The sequence below is a fragment of the Novosphingobium sp. AAP83 genome (assembly GCF_001295795.1).
Lineage (GTDB): Bacteria > Pseudomonadota > Alphaproteobacteria > Sphingomonadales > Sphingomonadaceae > Novosphingobium.
Window position 1 is genome coordinate 81,917 of sequence record NZ_LJHY01000018.1, and the last position, 16,733, is coordinate 98,649.

11 protein-coding genes and 1 tRNA gene are annotated in these 16,733 nt (G+C 60.1%); 6 read left to right on the top strand and 6 right to left on the bottom strand.

Features of this window, described 5'->3' with window-relative positions:
• Positions 1-26: 26 nt before the first annotated feature.
• Positions 27-7,496: an MBG domain-containing protein gene (locus IP81_RS10025; RefSeq protein WP_054107859.1), complete on the bottom strand. Its 7,470-nt coding sequence runs from the start codon at positions 7,494-7,496 to the stop codon at positions 27-29.
• A gap of 422 nt (positions 7,497-7,918) precedes the next feature.
• Here IP81_RS10025 and IP81_RS10030 point away from each other — a divergent pair, with 422 nt between their 5' ends.
• Positions 7,919-8,773 carry a sulfotransferase gene (locus tag IP81_RS10030; RefSeq protein ID WP_054107892.1) on the top strand — a complete coding sequence of 285 codons (855 nt, stop codon included), beginning with the start codon at positions 7,919-7,921 and terminating at the stop codon, positions 8,771-8,773.
• Here IP81_RS10030 and IP81_RS10035 read toward each other — a convergent pair.
• The 3 genes from IP81_RS10035 to IP81_RS10045 form a co-directional block, all read right to left on the bottom strand.
• Positions 8,770-10,503 (bottom strand): ShlB/FhaC/HecB family hemolysin secretion/activation protein, encoded by a 1,734-nt coding sequence (locus IP81_RS10035; protein WP_054107860.1) that lies wholly within the window; start codon positions 10,501-10,503, stop codon positions 8,770-8,772. The genes IP81_RS10030 and IP81_RS10035 overlap by 4 nt on opposite strands.
• Before the next feature lie 215 nt (positions 10,504-10,718).
• A tRNA-Leu gene (locus IP81_RS10040) sits at positions 10,719-10,805 on the bottom strand.
• A 120-nt stretch (positions 10,806-10,925) separates the two neighbouring features.
• Positions 10,926-11,732, bottom strand: coding sequence for a zinc-ribbon domain-containing protein (locus IP81_RS10045; protein WP_054107893.1), 807 nt, complete (start codon positions 11,730-11,732; stop codon positions 10,926-10,928).
• 148 nt (positions 11,733-11,880) lie between these two features.
• Here IP81_RS10045 and ftsE point away from each other — a divergent pair, with 148 nt between their 5' ends.
• From ftsE to IP81_RS10070, 5 genes are read left to right on the top strand one after another with little or no spacing between them, the layout of a single operon-like run.
• On the top strand, positions 11,881-12,630 hold the full coding sequence (gene ftsE, locus IP81_RS10050) for a cell division ATP-binding protein FtsE (protein WP_054107894.1): 750 nt from the start codon (positions 11,881-11,883) through the stop codon (positions 12,628-12,630).
• Positions 12,627-13,562 (top strand): ABC transporter permease, encoded by a 936-nt coding sequence (locus IP81_RS10055; protein ID WP_054107861.1) that lies wholly within the window; start codon positions 12,627-12,629, stop codon positions 13,560-13,562. Before ftsE ends, IP81_RS10055 begins: the two co-directional genes overlap by 4 nt.
• Positions 13,559-14,107 carry a YdcF family protein gene (locus IP81_RS10060; protein WP_231626346.1) on the top strand — a complete coding sequence of 183 codons (549 nt, stop codon included), beginning with the start codon at positions 13,559-13,561 and terminating at the stop codon, positions 14,105-14,107. The genes IP81_RS10055 and IP81_RS10060 overlap by 4 nt, the downstream gene beginning before the upstream one ends.
• A 14-nt stretch (positions 14,108-14,121) precedes the next feature.
• Positions 14,122-14,802 (top strand): 1-acyl-sn-glycerol-3-phosphate acyltransferase, encoded by a 681-nt coding sequence (locus IP81_RS10065; RefSeq protein ID WP_231626348.1) that lies wholly within the window; start codon positions 14,122-14,124, stop codon positions 14,800-14,802.
• 2 nt (positions 14,803-14,804) lie between these two features.
• The gene (locus IP81_RS10070; protein WP_054107863.1) at positions 14,805-16,073 is read left to right on the top strand and encodes an NRAMP family divalent metal transporter; all 1,269 of its coding nucleotides are present in this window, start codon (positions 14,805-14,807) and stop codon (positions 16,071-16,073) included.
• A gap of 44 nt (positions 16,074-16,117) precedes the next feature.
• On the opposite strand, the gene IP81_RS10075 is transcribed toward IP81_RS10070, so the two are convergent.
• Together IP81_RS10075 and IP81_RS10080 are read right to left on the bottom strand one after the other, a co-directional pair.
• A complete protein-coding gene (locus tag IP81_RS10075) occupies positions 16,118-16,402 on the bottom strand; it encodes a type II toxin-antitoxin system RelE/ParE family toxin (protein ID WP_054107864.1) in 285 nt (94 codons plus the stop codon).
• Positions 16,399-16,665: a hypothetical protein gene (locus IP81_RS10080; RefSeq protein WP_054107865.1), complete on the bottom strand. Its 267-nt coding sequence runs from the start codon at positions 16,663-16,665 to the stop codon at positions 16,399-16,401. Before IP81_RS10080 ends, IP81_RS10075 begins: the two co-directional genes overlap by 4 nt.
• Between the last annotated feature and the right edge of the window lie 68 nt (positions 16,666-16,733).

Below are 16,733 nucleotides of genomic sequence, written 5' to 3' on the forward strand. Positions count from 1 at the left end.
GGCCCTCACTTTTAAGAGCCTGATTTTTATGGTTTAGTTACGGTGAGCGCCGTGGCGTTCTCCGCAGCCTGCACGAAGATATAGTTTCTGTTGTTGGCGGTCAGGCCAGCGCCATTGATGGCATAAGAGCCAGGTGTCAGGAGACCGTTGGTGCCCGGGCTGAAGCGCGCGGTGCCGGTGGTGGCAGAGGCCAGCGTATCTTCCAGAACGAAGCCGGTGACTGTGCCGGTCAACAGCGGATTAGGCGTGCCGAACAGGCGCGAGACCGGATCGGCGGTGTAGGTCAGCGTCGCGGCAGTCACATTCAACACCGAACTGTTGAACCTGATCCGGTAGTTGTCCCCTGCGCTCAGCGTGCCGAGCGTGATCGCATATCTGCCCACATTCGAGGTTTGCGTGGCGGTGGTTGCCAGCGCGCCCGTTAGGGTATCTCCGTTGACCAGTCCGGTCTGGGTGTAGACCAGCAGCGGGTTCTCGCTGCCATAGCGGCGGCTCAGCGGGGTGGCGACGATGTTCAGCGTGGCCTGAGTGATGTTCAGCGCAGTGCTATTGTTCGCGGCCTGTCCGAAATTGAACCGGTAGTTGCCGCTGTTGCCGGAAAGGCCCGAGCCAAAGACCCCCGCCCTGCCGACATTGGTGGTGGCAGTGGCATCGGTGGCAAAGGTGGCGGTGCCGGTAGTGACATCAGCCAGCGTTTCGCCGCGAGCAAGCCCGCTGGCGCTGGCAACGCCGGTAAAGACCGGATCAGCAGCACCATATCGGCGGTTTGCGCTCCTGGCGGTGTAAGTGATGTTCAGGTTCGCCTGGGTCACCTGATAATCGCCCGTGGCACCGGCAAATCTGTAGTTTGCCCTGTCACTTCCTCCGAGATTGGAGCCGACGCTGACAATGCCGGTATACTCGCCCGCGTTCAGGAAACCGCTGGCGCTTGTGTTGCCGGTGACGTTAACCTGCGCAATCGGGCCGGAAACGAGGTCACCATCCAGCAGGCCGTTAAGCGTCAGCTTGCCGGGGGTCAGCCGTTGGCCATAGACCGAAGTGCCGGTTTCGAGGCTGCCGGTGATCGAGCGCGGTGTGATCGTGACATCGCCGGCCGCACCCCGGAATAGGTAATTGGCTGCATCTTGGCCGGAGAGTTGGCTGGAGACCTGCTGGATATTCTTATGCGTACCAGCCCGCAATTGACCGCTTGTGCTGCGCAAGCCGGCCGTCGAACTGATCGATACACTATCTGTCACGACAATATCGCCATCCAGCAATCCGGTCATGGTCAGGTCACCCGCGGTGATGCTGTCACCATAGATGGCAGTGGTATCGGCAATGGTTGCGGTAAGCGCGCGGGGCGTGACGATGTAATCACCCGAGGCGCCGGCAAAGCTATAGTTGCCTGCATCGGTGCCGCTGAGGTTCGAGCTTGCCGAGATAAATCCGCTGTGCTTGCCCGCAATGATGTTACCGCTGGAGCTGCGCAGGCCGGAGTCATTGGCAGTAACTTCGGTTGAGACGCTGTCACCTCTCAAGATACCGAACAGCGCTACATCGGGCAGGGTAAAGGCCGTGCCATAGACCGCGGTCCTGGTTCCGATATTGGCGGTCAAGGCCTTGGGGGTGACGGTGTAATCACCAAGGACACTGGGCGCCGTGTAGTTTCTGCCATCAGCTCCGCTGAACCATCCGATATGCTGGATACCCTGGTAGCTACCGGCATTGAGCCTGCCTGCGCTGCTCAGGCTGACTGAAGTATCAACCCGGACATTGCCGATTACGACATCGTCAGCCAGCACACCGGTAAGCGTCACCTCACCGGGATTGAGACGACCCGTGCCATAGACCGAAGTACCGGCCGAGATGGACCCGCCAAGCTCCCGCTGCTTGACTGTGTAATCGCCGGAAGCGCCAGCAAAGCTGTAGTTGCCCGCGTCCGCTCCGACCAGATCGCCAAGACGCTGAATACCCACATGCAGGGCCGCCCAGAGGTAACCGCTGGTGCTGGTGAGGCCGGTGGTGTCGATCGTCACATTGCCTGCGCCGACGCTATCGCCATCAACCACGCCGTTCAGCGTCACCGCGCCCGGCGTCAGCGCCTCGCCATAGACCGACGAACCCGCTTCAATCGTAGCGTCCACCACTTTGGCGGTGACGGTATAATCAGCCGTCACAGGGGTGTCGTTACCGGACTGAGGCACAATGATATAGTTGGCTGCATCAAGTCCGGAAAGGTTGGCAAGCTGCTGGATACCGGTGTGGGTGCCAGCGCGCAGGTTGCCGCTGCTGCTGGTCAGGCCGGACGTGTCGACAATAACGTTGGCCGGGTCAACCTGGTCACCGTCGATCAGGCCGCTCAACGTCGCGGCACCGGGGGCCAGTACATCGCCATAGACCGACGAACCCGCTTCAATCGAAGCGCTGATCAATTTGGGCGTCACCGTCCAATCGCTGGTTATGACGCCCAGATCATAATTGTCGGCGTCCGCGCCGCTGATCGACGTGACTGACTGGATGCCTGCGTGATAACCAGCCCTCAGGTTGCCACTGCTGCTGGTCAGGCCGTCGGTATTGATAGCGACCGTGCCGTAAACCTGATCAAAAGCAAACGTGTTGTTAGTAGCCGAATAGTTATACTCGGTAAAAAGATACGCCGGTGATGTAACGAGAGTTTCGCCGTACGTTGTCTGACCAGGGAGGATAAATCCGTTGAGCAATGCTTTCTCGACGAAGTAGTCGCCGGTTATCCGGCCCAGTTCATAGTTGTCCGCATCCGCACCGTCGATCGACGAGACCGACTGGATGCCCAAGTGATAACCCGCCTTGAGGTTGCCGCTGGTGCTGGTGTTTCCGGCGGTATCGATGCTGACATTGCCGGCCACCTGATCGCCGGACAAAGTATCAAGAAACGCCGGGCCAACTGCAAGAAGCTGGCCGTATGTCGAAAAACCTGTGCCGATAAACCCATTGGTAAGCGCCCGCTTTTCTACGAGGTAGTCACCGGCATCACCTTGGTAGATGTAGTTTCCGGCATCATTGCCTTCCAGACCAGAGACGTTGACGATACCGATATGGTAGCCGGCCTTCAACTTGTTAGCGCCACTGACTTGGCTGTCGCTAGCATTGATCGATGTTAGGGCAAATACCGCATCACCATCAAGCACGCCGGTCAGCGCAACTTCCGATGCGCTTAGGTCGTCGCCATAAATCGATCTGCCGACATTGATCGGGCCGCCGATCACGCGCTGCGTAACATCGTAGAAGCCGTCATTACCGGCATAGCCGTAGTTGTCGCCATCAGCACCGCCCAAGGCCGAAACCCTGACAATGCCATGCGAGCCGACACGGATGTGGCCACTGCCGCTGAGCAGGTGATCGGTGTTGATAAGCGTTGTCTCGGGTGTAACGATATCGCCCGCGATCACATTGTACAGGACCACCTCCGAGCCTCTTACAGCATCGCCATAGACCGAGACCAGTGACTGGACGAAGCCGTCGGAGTACAATTTATCAACGGTATAATCGCCCACCACGTTTTCGAAGCTGTAGTTGTCAGCATCAGTGCCTGTCAGCGACGACAGGCTTTGCAGGCCGGTATAGCTGCCTGCCCTGAGGTGACCGCTGCTGCTGGTCTTGCCGGTGGTGTCGATGGAGACCTTATCACCGAAGACGAAATCACCGCCAATCACGCCATCCAGCGTTACCGAACCCAGGACAAAATCATTTCCATAGGTTGAGGATCCGGTAGAGATAAACCCGCCAAGCGCCTTGGGCGTGACGGTATAATCGCCACCAAGCACGCTATTGAACGCGTAGTTTTCAGAATCCGTGCCAGCCAGGGAAAGCAGGCGTTGCACTTCGGTATGGGTCCCAACCCTAAGGTGGCCGCTGCTGCTGGTCAGACCTTCGGTGTCGAGTTCCATCTCGCCTGACTGGACATCGTCGCCGTCGATCAAGCCGGTCAGTGTAACGGAACCGCGAATGAATTCACTGCCGTAGATTGACGAGGCCGACGCGATGGAAGCGCCAATCACCTTCTGGTTGACAAAGTAAGCACCGACCACGGTATCGAATGTATAGTTGCCCGCGCTTGCCCCGTTAAGCGAACTGACGAGCTGGCCGCCGGGATAGCCGCCGTTGTAGAATCCGGCCTTGAGGTGGCCGCTGCTGCTGAGGACGCCGGTGGTGTCGATCGAGACGTTGCCGGTTACTTCGTGCCCTGCAACTATATTAGTGAAGATCGCGGCCCCCGGGGCGAGCGCAGAGCCGTAAGTCGAGCTGGATTCGGCGATTGTGCCGATCAGCGCCAGCTTGTTGACGACCAGTATGCCATCGGTGTTGCCACTGCTGGCGATCGTATAGTTGCTGGCCGCGCTGCCGGTGAGGCCGGTGACGCGCTGCGAGTACGTGCCAGCGCCCAGCGTGGCGCTGAGCGCATATTCTGTAGGGCCTGAGAATAGCCCGACCGTGCCGCTGACATTCCCGATGTCAACCGATGCCAGCCCGCTCAGCGTTACAGCGCCCAGTGTTGCCAGCGTGCCGAACGTGGATGTGGCATCGGCGACCGAATAGGTGATCGCGGTCAACAGTGCCTGATTGATGGTAAGCGCACCCGTCACAAAGGTGATGTCGTAGCCCTGCTGGCCTGAATAGAGCCCGCTGACACTATGATCATACTTACCGGCATTGGTGCCGGTGCCGCCACTGTAAACTGCGTTGCCCTGCAAACTGGCACCGCTGATCGAGGGCGTATAGCCGGTGACCATTTGCGCAAAGCCATTATAGGTGACCGTGGCGCTGTTGGCGGCGACGGTCAGCGGGGTGAGCAAGGAGCGCAGCAGCGGCGCGGTTTGCCCTTCATAAATGCGCCAGACGGAAGATGATCCGCCCGTGTTGGCGATATCCCAACCGCTGCCCTGGAAGAAACCTGAATCCTGCATCTCGAACGCGGTCAACTCGGTCGCGGAGCTATCGCCATTGGCATTGCCGCTTAACCAGGCGCTGTTCTCCACCTGGCCATAGTTGTTGCCCACCAGACCACCTGCACTGTTACCGTCCCATGCCACCACACCTGTGGCATAAGTCCTGTTGATTGTACCGTAATTGGTGCCAACCAAACCGCCGGAATAGGCGTAAGGCAGATCAAGGTTAGCGCGGGTAACCGCGCCTGTGGCATAAGCATCGGTTATCAAGCCATAATTGTCGGCGACAAGACCGCCTGTAAAGCCGCCGCCCGAGTTGCTGACATTCCCGCTGGCATAGGCGCGTTCGATCGTGCCGGTATTGATGCCGGTCAGCCCCCCTGCATTGTTGCCGGAGCTATTGTGTGCTTCAACATTGCCATTGGCATACGAATCAACGATTGTGCCGCCTGCGTTATAGCCTGTCAGACCACCGACATAACCACCATAACCGTACATCGAGACGTTGCCCGTGGCGTATGAGTTCGAGATGTAAGCTGAAGAAAACCCGACAAGCCCGCCAGTGTAATAGGCATCAACGCCAGTGACCGAGCCGGTTGCGTGGGAGCCGCTGATAGTGGAGCCGTTAGCATAACCAAATAGCCCGCCTGTACCAAAGCTGTAGTTTGACTGGGTTCCAGTCACCGTTGCCGATGAAGAGGCGTTGCTGACACTGCCTGAGTAGACATAGCCACCGAGGCCACCAACCGAGACCCCCCCGGTAACCTGACCGGATGTGGATACATTTTCGATTGTTGCAAAAACCGCGTGGCCGAACAGGCCACCGACGCTTACTCTACCGTTTACCTGCACGTTGACAAGATCGACGTTCCGGATCGAACCTCCGAAGACCCTGCCGAAAAGGCCGATATTGTCGGCATTCTCCCTGTTGATGGTCAGCCCTGTGATCGAGTGGCCCTGACCATCGAAACTGCCGGTGAAAGATCCGTAAGTCTCGCCACCCAGCGGGTCGAAGCCGGCCCCGCCATTCCAGAACTCCGTGCCGCTGGCGTCAATATCATTGGCCAGTACGATGCTCGTCGCCGACGTTTTATCAAACAACCCCTGGAGGCCATAGACGTCTGCTATCTGTAAGGGCGTTGCCGCTTCGCCATCACCACCCAGAACCCGGTTGAAGAAGGCCGTGCCGTTCTGGGCAATGGTGAAATCGCGATGCACCGTGAAGCCCGGCAATGCGGCGGAATTCTGGGACCAGGTACCACTTTGCAGCAAGAAGTTGTTTACAGAAATAGCGCTGTTCGGATTGACCAGCCGGGCCGATAGAATGAGGGAGCCGTTATTGCCGGTGATCGAGGCGTTGAAATTGATCTCGTTAAAGGCTGTTAACGTCAGTTCGCCATTACCGGTCCAGCTAATCGCGCTGTTGATGTTGATATCGCCCGAGCCGGGGGACTGCGTGCCGGGGCCGCTGGCAGAGTCGACGGTAGTGAGCAATGAAACGTTGCTGGTGTCCAGCGCGTTGCTGATCGTTGCTGCCGCTGCTTCATCAACCGTAATGTCAACCGGATCGATCAACCAAGTGCCCAGCGCGCCGCCGCGCGCCGACGTGTCAACCGTCAGCCCTGCGAAATCGACCGTGTTGCCCGATGTTTCGATAAAGCCGCCATCGCCGGTTGTCCCGGTGGCGCGCGCCAGCAATGTGCCGTTGGCGGTCATCGCGTTGCCGATGGCCATGATCGTGCCACCCTTGCCGGCGTCATTCGAAACATCGACCGTGCCCGAAAGCGTGACATCGCCGTTGTTGCCGCTGGCGCTTTGCGCGGCGACACTGCCCGGCAGGTTGACGATGTTGCGCACCGCGTTTTGCGCATCTGCCGTGCTGACCAGCGCGGCCGTGCCATCGGCATTTACCCGCGCCGCATCGGGCAGGGCGATGCTGAGAAACCCACCACCGTTAAGGTCAAGCGTCGCCTTGGTCACCGCGCCGATGGTAACCTGACCTGCTGGAGCAGCGATCAGGCCGGTATGGTTGACCTGACCGCCAAGCAGACCAACGAAACCGCCGCTGCCGGTGACGGTGATCGTTCCGCTGTTGCTAACAAGGCCGCCATTGCCGGTGAAAGTGCCCTGGCCGCTCATGAAGTCGGCGTCGTTGATGTCCAGCGTCGATGCCACAAACCCGCGCCCGACATTGACCGCGCCCGATGAGGTGATCTGGATGCCGTTCGGGTTGATGAGGAACACGCTGCCGGTGGCATTGACCGTGCCCGCAATGGTCGAAGTGGTATCGCCCGTTACCCGGTTCAGTGTGGCCGAATTCACGCTTGGCTGCGCAAAAGTCAGCGTCTGGCCCGAGCCAACACTAAAGCTGCCCCAGTTGATTACCGCCCGCTCGCTCGTCTGGGTAACCGTCTGGTTACCGAATGTCGGCACCGGCAGCGCCACGCTTCCGCTCACCACGCTACCGGCGGTCGGCATGGCCGTCGAAGGGACATCCTCCGCATGCGCTGGTGCCATTTGCCCCCCCGCAAGCATCGCGATGGTGCTGCCCGAAAGGCCGAGGCTGCGACGGAGGAAGCGGTTGGTCATCGAATTAGGCTCCGGGTATTGCGTACGTAGACGACGGAATTCTGAAACAAGGGCATTGGTTCGGCAGGCAGACCCATCTAAAAACATTAACTATTTCGGCCGCTACACCGGGGTGCAGCAGCCTTGTTCGACCGGGACTTGAACCCACTCAGGTCCACCCATTTTCGCGCAGAAAATTCTTGCTGCGTGAACAATTTACCGTCTTGAAATGCCCCAAAACTTAAGCGCGACTCGGAAGAGAAGCGCATTTCACTAAGTACCTTTACTATGCCTCACTTTTGCCAGATGTAAAATTCGTTTACTTACCATTAATATTTTTTGTCCAGAATGGAGACTTTCCCTCGTATTCGGGTTGCTGTGGGGCAACCGGCTTGCTTCCATCGGGGAAGCGCACATGGCGCAGCACAAAGGAAAGCATCGTAATGACAGCCAAAGGCGATGCCCAAAGGCGAGGACTGGTGAACCGGTCACCGATCCATTTCATTTCGGGCCTTCCCCGGTCCGGCTCGACACTGCTCAGCGCATTGCTGGCACAGAACCCGCGCTTTGCGGCAGGGGTCGTCAGTCCGGTGCAAGGCATGTTCAACGGCGTGCTGCCGGTCATGGGGGCGGGCGAATTTGCCACCTTCTTCGACGACGAACGCCGCGCCGGGGTGCTGCGCAGCCTTGTCGATGGCTATCACCGGCCAGCACCGGACGGTGTGGCTTTTGACAGCAACCGGTTGTGGACGGGCAAGCTGGCGATCCTTCGCGCGCTTTACCCGGACGCGCGGGTAATCTGCTGCGTGCGCCATGTCGGCTGGATCATCGACAGTATCGAACGGCTGGTACGCGCCAACCCTCTGCAACAAAGTACGCTGTTTGCCGGGCTGCCGGCGGAATCATCACTCTACCAGCGGGCGAGTTATCTGCTTAACGCCGAAAAAGGGCTGATCGGCCAACCATGGAGCCTGATGCGCGAGGCATGGTTCAGCGCACTGGCCCCGGCGCTGATCGTGATCGATTACGAACGCCTGACCGCCAACCCGCGCGCGATCATCGCCGCACTCTACAAGGAACTGGGCGAGGAACCGTTTGCCCACGATTTCGATAACCTGGCGTTTGATACCCCCGAATATGATACGCAGATTGGCCTGCCAGGACTGCACCGCGTGCGCCCGAAACTGGAAGCGGCACCGCGTCCGCTGGCGATCCCGCCCGATCTGTTCAACCAGCACGAGGAAGCCGCCTTCTGGCGGCGGCGCGAATTGAACCAGCGCGGTGCCGTTGTTCTTTAGACCCGGAAAGACAGGCTCGCTACGACGCGGGTGGTGTCTCTTGGCACTGTCGAAACATGGTTGCGGCTCACCTCGACCGCCCCATAGCCGATCACGCCGCCGAAGCCGGGATTCAACAGCACCCGCGCGCCACCACCGGCAGACCAGCCTTCGCGGCTGCGCGCTTCAGCCACGGTCGGCTGGCTCAATCGGCCGGTGGCATAAGCCGCAAAGCCATAGGGCGTAACCACGAGCGGGGCCTTCTTGCCGATTGCAACCGCGCGTGACAGTTCCGCACGGGTGGCCATGCCGGTATCCACGTTGACGCTGCCTTGTGACAAGCCCGAAAGGCCTTCACCACCATCGAGCGAGAATTGCCCCACCGTCGGCAGCGCCCCGCTCAAAGAGGTTTGCCCCCGCACGATTCCGGTGGCGGTAAAGCCAGCGCCCAGTTGCCGGTCCAGCCGCAGCCGCGCAGAAAGCCTGCTGAAATCGGGCTGCGATCCCTGGCGGCTAAGCGGGGTGCCGCTGGCCCGCGCATCAGCCTGTGTCCGCGCGCCAAGGCCAGCCAAGCCCTGACTGAACTGCAAGTCGCTGGTAAAGCCGCTATTGCTGCCTACACGCCCGGACCACTTGATACCAAAGTTGGCAATACGCAGCCGGTCTCGGCTAAGCGCCACGCCAAACTGGCTTGCAACCGACAATTCGCTGACAAGATCAAGCCCGCCGGTCAGATCGATCGTTTGGGAGCGGCTGTGGACCAGCGGATATTGTAGGCGCAGCGCGACCCGCTTGAACTTGCCGGTGGTCGTCAACGCCCTTGCGGGTACCATCGGGTTGGTATCGACCACGGTATATTCAGGGTTAAACGTCAGCCCGTTTGCGCCCAGCGGCACCACTGCACCAACGCCAACCACGCGCCGGTTCGGGAAGGGCTGGAATAACGTACCCAGATCGCGCCCTGTCGTCGCCTGCGCATAAACCTGCTCACCCTGACCGAACACGTTGTTCAAGGAAAGCTGCGCCGAAAATGCCAGATTGCCAAAGGCGCTGCCGATGTTGTTTTCGGCGCTGACGGTCAGCGCAAGCGGCTTCCATTCCGCATTGAGCACCAGCCGGGTCGCGCCCACTGCCTCGCCGCGCACCAAGGTGCTGCGCAAGGTCACGCCCGGCACCTGGCCTGCCAGCAGCACATGCCTTTCGATCTTCGACAGGGTGAGCCCGCGCGCGCCGATCAGAGTTGCCGCGCGTCTGCGTACCGCCTCACGCGCGCGAGCCGGGATCGCGCTGACATCTACTGCTTCGATGAAGCCATCGACGATCATGATGCGGAACGCCTCGCCATCACGGATGCGCTGCGGCGGCACCGTCACCCGCACCAGAACATGGCCTGCCCGCGCATAAGCCGCCTCGATCCGGCTCGCGACGGCATAGAGTTCGGCAATCGTAACCTGCTTGCCGACGACAGTGGCCGTCGCTTCATCAATCGCAGGCTGGAATTCAGGAGTGCCGCCATCCACTACGATCGAAGACACCGTGACCGACAGATCGGCAGCCCCTGCGGGGACTGCACCGAACTGGACTTCTGGCAGGACGATGTCGGTCCCGGTCTGCGGGGTTTGCGGGCGCAGGGTTTCAGGGGCGATACGGCCCGGTGCCGCTTGCGCCAAAGCCTCGCCCGAAATGAAGGGTGCAGAACCAAACGCACAAAGCGCCCAACCGGCACGAGCCAGTTTCGCCGAAGGTACCAAGCTATTGCCCCCAACAAGAATGCACCGCCAACGACTCAAACCCGATCACCGGAATGGAAAGCCATAAACAAGGTTAAATCCGTTGTGGATTCTTTTTTGGATATTTCTACATGTTTGCTCGCAGCCCCGGACGAGGCGATGTAACCTTCTGCTGGCCAAGACAGCCCGCGCCAGTTTTGGCGATTTCATCAGGATAAGGAGGATTTCAAGGGTGATGGTGCGGTCGAGAAGACTCGAACTTCCACGGGCTTTCGCCCACAACGACCTCAACGTTGCGCGTCTACCAATTCCGCCACGACCGCATAATCATACAGAGTGCCTGACCGAAGCAGGGCTCCCTGTGGGGGGTAGGAGCGCGCCACTAGCAAACAGGTTTGAAGGGCGCAACAACCATCGGAACTTTTTTATGTCCCGCCCGGTGATTAATCCGGCTTCCAGCCAATTTCGGCGACCTTCGCGCTCTTGGGAACATCAGTCACGGCGGCATTGATTGTCACGCTGTCACCCGGCGCAAGCTCTTCTTGCGGTGCCGGAACTTCCCAGGTCTTCACGATTTTGTCACGCGAATCGCGCAAAACGATCAGGATCGCAGGAATTGTGCGCACATCTTTGCCCACATTGCTCACCGTCCCGCTTGCACCGAAGTATTCCGTGCCATTGGGCAACTGGCGGCGATCCTGCTTTTCGGGTGGGAATGACAATTCCAGATCGGGCCGATCCGCGCCAAAGGTCTGCCCGGCACCGGGTAGCCACTGCGGCACCCCGAAATGCCACACCGCAGCACCCAGTCCCGCAATCGACACCGCAAAGGCCACCCCTGCAATTGTCCAAAGCTTCGCCGGATTGCGCCGTGGGCGGAACGGCGGTTCATGATCGAACGGCGAATGCCCGTCATCGAAATCTGCCTCGCTGCTGCGCCGGATAGAGCGCGGCAGTGGCGGCGGTGCTGGCGGCTCTTCCGCAGCCTGCCGGAATGGCAGGTCGGGTTCAGCCACAAGCCTGGGTGCGGCAGCCGCTGCAACACTTGGTTGCGGAACTGGCGGGGTTGCTGGCGAAGGCTGCGCATTAACACTGGCCTCAGGGTCCGCCACTGGGCGTTCGGCAAGCTCGGGGCCGTGCTGGAACCAAGAGTGGCGGCACTTGGCACACCGCACGGTACGGCCGTCCACACCGATTGCAGTATCAGGGACGACATAGCGCGTCGAACAGGCTGGGCACGCGATGATCATAATCTTGGTAAAGCATGTCCTTTGCGAAAGAAACAATAGCAACAACCACGAAGAAACGCTTTCATACCCTTTTTTCCACATGGATTGCCGCGTATAGCCATTTCGGCATAGCCAAATGCCCGCAACAACCGGATATAGTCTTCTGCACATGAACCAAACCGATGATGCAGAGATTGTCCATTTCGACAATGTTGGCTTGCGCTATGGCACAGGCAAAGAGGTGCTGACCGATGTCAGTTTCACCCTGTTTTCCGGTCGTTTTTATTTCCTCACCGGCGCATCTGGCGCAGGCAAGACCAGCCTGCTCAAACTGCTCTACCTGTCACAGCGTCCCTCGCGCGGGCTGATCCGCATGTTCGGCACCGACGCGATCACCCTGCCGCGCGAAAGGCTGCCCAGTTTCCGCCGCCGCCTAGGCGTAGTGTTCCAGGACTTCCGCCTGGTCCAGCATCTCTCGGCCTTCGATAATGTCGCGCTGCCTTTGCGTGTCGCTGGCGTTCCCGAAAAAGACATCGTCCGCCCGGTCAACGATATGCTCGAATGGGTGGGCTTGGGTGATCGCAGCCATGCACGCCCCGCAACGCTTTCGGGCGGAGAGCAACAGCGCGTCGCCATCGCCCGCGCCGTCATCGGCCGCCCCGATATGCTGATCGCCGATGAACCGACCGGCAACGTCGATCCCGATATGGCGGAAAAGCTGCTCCGCCTGTTTGAAGCGCTGAACCGTTTGGGCACCACTGTGGTGGTGGCCACGCACGATATTCACCTGATTCAAAAGATGCCCGAATCGCTGATCATGCGGCTGGATAAGGGCCGCCTGTCCGACCCCACCGGCGCACTACGCTATCCCCCACGCAAAAGCTCCACGCTCTCGCGTCCCGAATTGCCCAGCGCATGAACATTCTTCCCGCTGCATGGGAATCCGTCCGCGGCGAATGGCGCGAACGTGCCCGCGCCGAAAGCCGGTTGCTGCCGCAAGGCAAGCTGTCCGGCCCGATGCCGTGGGTCATCGCGATCATGATCGGGCTTACCGTCGTTGCCACCGCCAGCGGCCTTGCCCTGCGCAATACCGCCCGCGTCGCCAGCGTCGATGTTGCCGGCGGCGTCACGGTCCAGATCGTCCACGGTGCCCCAAAAGAACGCGACCGGCAGGCACAAGCAGCGCTTGCCAGCGTGCAAAGTGCGCCAGGCATATTGTCTGCACGCCTCGTCCCTCAGGCCGAACTCGATGCTTTGGTCGAACCTTGGCTGGGCACCAATGCCGGTGATGATATCAACGCCCTGCCCGTGCCTGCGCTGATCGATGTCCGCCTGTCAGATGCGGCCAATCAGGCGCAACTCGAAGCTTTGCGCGAGCGCCTCAAATCCCCTGCACCTGCGGCACGAATCGATGCCCAGGCCGCGTGGCTCGCCCCCGTTTTCGAGGCGATTGGCGGGCTGCAATGGCTGGCAGGCGGCCTGATCGCATTGTTGGCTTTCGCCACGGTCGCCACCGTTTTGCTCGCATCGCGTAATGCGCTTGGCAATCATCGCAGCACGATAGAGATCGTCCACATGCTCGGCGGTACTGATACCCAGATCGCCCGCATCTTCCAGCGCTCCATGGCGGTCGATGCGGCGGCGGGCGGCATTGGCGGTTTGCTGCTGGGGCTGGTCGCGATTTCGCTGCTGGGCCACCAGTTCGCCGCGCTCGGCTCGGGCATGATGACATCTGTCGGCCTCGGGGTGTCGGATTGGCTGATTATCTGTTGCATCCCGCTCGCCGGTGTCCTGCTCGCCGTCATCACGGCGCGGCTTACCGTGCTGGCTGCGCTGCGGGGCATGCTGTGACACAGCGTGGCATCTTCCGCAGGCTGCTTTCGCTGTTGCTGGTGATCTGGGCACTGGGCTTCATATGGTTCGCCATGGCTCTGCCTCGCCACGCTGAAGCAACAGCCCGCACTGATGGCATTGTCGCGCTAACCGGCGGCGGCGGACGCATCCCGCGCGCCTTGCAACTGCTCGAAGCGCGAACGGCCAAAAGATTGCTCGTATCAGGCGTAGACCGCGAAGTACGCCCGCGCGAATTCGCCGCCGAATACAAAGTACCCTCCGGTCAGATGTCCTGCTGCATCACGCTGGGCTACGATGCCGTCGATACCCGCTCCAATGCGCTGGAAACCGCGCGCTGGATCAAGGACAACAAGCTTAAATCCATCCGCGTGGTCACAACCGACTGGCACATGCGCCGCGCGATTTTCGATATTGCCGAAGAAGCGCCCGAAGGCACCGTTATCATCAAAGATGCGGTCGTCTCGCGCCCCAGTTTTCGCATTCTCTTCCTTGAATACAACAAGTTGGTGGCGCGGCTGCTAGCCTGGACCATAGGCTGGTAATGATACGCAATCTGGTGTCTATCCTGCGTAGCCTCTTGTTCTATGCCGTATTTTATACGCTATCGGTGCCCTATGTGCTGAGCGCACTGGCGGTGATGAAGCTGTCGGTGCCAACGCTCCGCCGGATCGTGCGCGGATGGAGCCACTGGCATCGCCTGTGCTGCCGCTATATCCTTGGCATCAAGGTAGAACTCGAAAACCCCGTGTTCCGCTCCGGCGTGCTTTACGCGGTCAAACACGAAGCCTTTTTCGAAGCCATTGAAATGCCGTGGCTGTTCCTCAATCCGGTCGTCTTTGCCAAAGCCGAGCTTTTGCGCATCCCCGGCTGGGGCCCTGCTGCTGCGCGTTTCGGCCTGATCGGGGTCAATCGCGATGGCGGGGCCAAAGCCTTGCGCGCGATGCTCAGCGAAGCCCGCCAACGCATTGCCGAAGGCCGCCCGCTGGTGATCTTCCCCGAAGGAACCCGCATTCCCCACGGCCAGCGCCGCGCACTGCAATCAGGCTTTGCCGGGATCTATAAGTTGCTAGGCCTGCCCGTCATCCCCGTCGCGGTTGATACCGGCGCGCTCTATCATCGCCGATGGAAGCAACCCGGCACGGTCCGCTACCTCTTCGGCGAAGAGATACCGCCCGGCCTGCCTCGCGAAGAAATCGAAGCCCGCGTTGAAGCCGCCATCAATGCTCTGAACGGTTGACCGTGGATAACGCGAACAGTTCAACGCAAGAAGACCACCCGCTTCTGGCCAATCTCGGCCCCGGACTGATTGCCGGGGCAGCGGACGATGATCCTTCCGGCATCGGCACATATAGCCAGATCGGCGCACAGTTCGGCTATAGCATGGCTTGGACAATGGTCATGGCGCTGCCCCTGCTGATCTCGATCCAATCAATCTGCGCACGTATCGGGGCCACAACCGGCAGAGGCATCGCGCACAACCTGCGCCGCCATTACTCACCGGTACTGTTGCGCACGATGGTCACGCTGCTCGTCGTGGCCAATGTGATCAATCTGGGCGCAGACCTTGGTGCCATGGCCGCAGCTTTGGCGCTCTTGCTGCCGGGGCCGGTGCACCTGTTCGTCGTTCTGTTCGGGCTGGCCAGCATTCTGGCCGAAGTTCTGGTCAGTTATGAGCGTTATGCCAGCATCCTCAAATGGACCACACTCTCGCTGTTCTCTTACATCGCGGTCGTGCTCGTCGCCGATGTTAATTGGGCGGATGCTGTGCGCGGCCTCACCGTGCCAACCTTCGCGCTCGACAATGATCACACGATGGCGCTGGTCGCGATCTTCGGCACCACGATCAGCCCCTACCTGTTCTTTTGGCAATCCGGGCAGGAAGTGGAAGAGCGCAAGCGCCGCCACGCCAAGCCGCTGTGCATCACCCCGCGCGAGGCAGGGCCGGAACTGCGCCGCATCCGCAACGATACGCTGTTCGGCATGGGCTTTTCCAACATCACCGCAATGTCGATCATGATGGCAACCGCCGCCACGCTCCACGCCAACGGCATGACCGATATCCAGTCCGCCCAGCAAGCCGCATCGGCGCTGCGCCCCATCGCGGGCGAATTTGCCTTTGCCCTGTTTGCGCTGGGCATCATCGGGACAGGCCTGCTCGCCGTGCCGGTGCTGGCCGGTTCCGCCGCCTATGCCGTCAGCGAGACATTCAAGTGGACAGAAGGCCTCGATCGCAAACCGCGCGAAGCCAAAGCCTTCTATGCCGTGATCGCATTGGCCACGCTGGGCGGCGTTGCGCTCAATTTCACCGGCATTGATCCGATGCGCGCGCTCTATTGGTCCGCCGTGATCAACGGCCTGCTCGCCCCGCCGCTGATGATCGTCACCATGATGATCGCGCGCAACCCGCGCATCATGGGCCGCCTCACCATCCCGGGCAGCCTTGCCATCGGCGGCTGGCTATCGACTGCGGTCATGTCCGGCGTTGCACTGCTGTTTTTGTTTGGTTAACCCTGCACGCGGATAGAGGTCAGAACGCCCGTTCGAAGTCTGCTTCAATCAAGCAAAGGCGGCCACTGCCGGGCCGTGTGGATGACGACCAGTATCCAGACCGTGTCATCGGCAATTTCATAAACAATGCGATAGCTCCGGTGAGGTGTTAACTCACGCGTTCCGGGAACGGCACCAACATGGCCCAGCGTGGGGAAATCCGCCAATCGGGCGACACAATCGCTGATAAGCTGATCGATGCGAAGCGCGGCGGCAACATCGTATTCAACAAGATAGTCCCAGACCGCATTGCGATCCTGTTCGGCCTGAGGCGTCCAGACTATTTTCACGAATGGGCAGCACGCCGGGCAGCAAACACAGCTTCGACTTCTTCATTCGTGCGGCCCGATCCACTCTGCATCGCGGCGCGCGCAGCTTCCACTTTGCGCTGGAGGAAATCCTCATGCTCGCGCTTTGCTCTTTGTTCATCGACGAATGCACGCATGAACTCGCGCACCACTTGCGATGCCGGGCGGTGGCTGGCCTCGGCCTCTGCCATAAATGCAGCCCGCAAGTCCGGTTCCAGCTTCATCGTAAACACAGCATCTTTCATGGCAGCGCCTCCAAAAGGTACTGACAGCGTACTTACCCCGTAAGTATCTGACCGGTCAACGGCGCATT

Coding starts and splice junctions, on each gene's coding strand:
- IP81_RS10025 (WP_054107859.1), bottom strand. CDS start 7,496: ATGACCAACCGCTTCCTCCGTCGCAGCCTCGGCCTTTCGGGCAGCACC.
- IP81_RS10030 (WP_054107892.1), top strand. CDS start 7,919: ATGACAGCCAAAGGCGATGCCCAAAGGCGAGGACTGGTGAACCGGTCA.
- IP81_RS10045 (WP_054107893.1), bottom strand. CDS start 11,732: ATGATCATCGCGTGCCCAGCCTGTTCGACGCGCTATGTCGTCCCTGAT.
- ftsE (WP_054107894.1), top strand. CDS start 11,881: ATGAACCAAACCGATGATGCAGAGATTGTCCATTTCGACAATGTTGGC.
- IP81_RS10055 (WP_054107861.1), top strand. CDS start 12,627: ATGAACATTCTTCCCGCTGCATGGGAATCCGTCCGCGGCGAATGGCGC.
- IP81_RS10080 (WP_054107865.1), bottom strand. CDS start 16,665: ATGAAAGATGCTGTGTTTACGATGAAGCTGGAACCGGACTTGCGGGCT.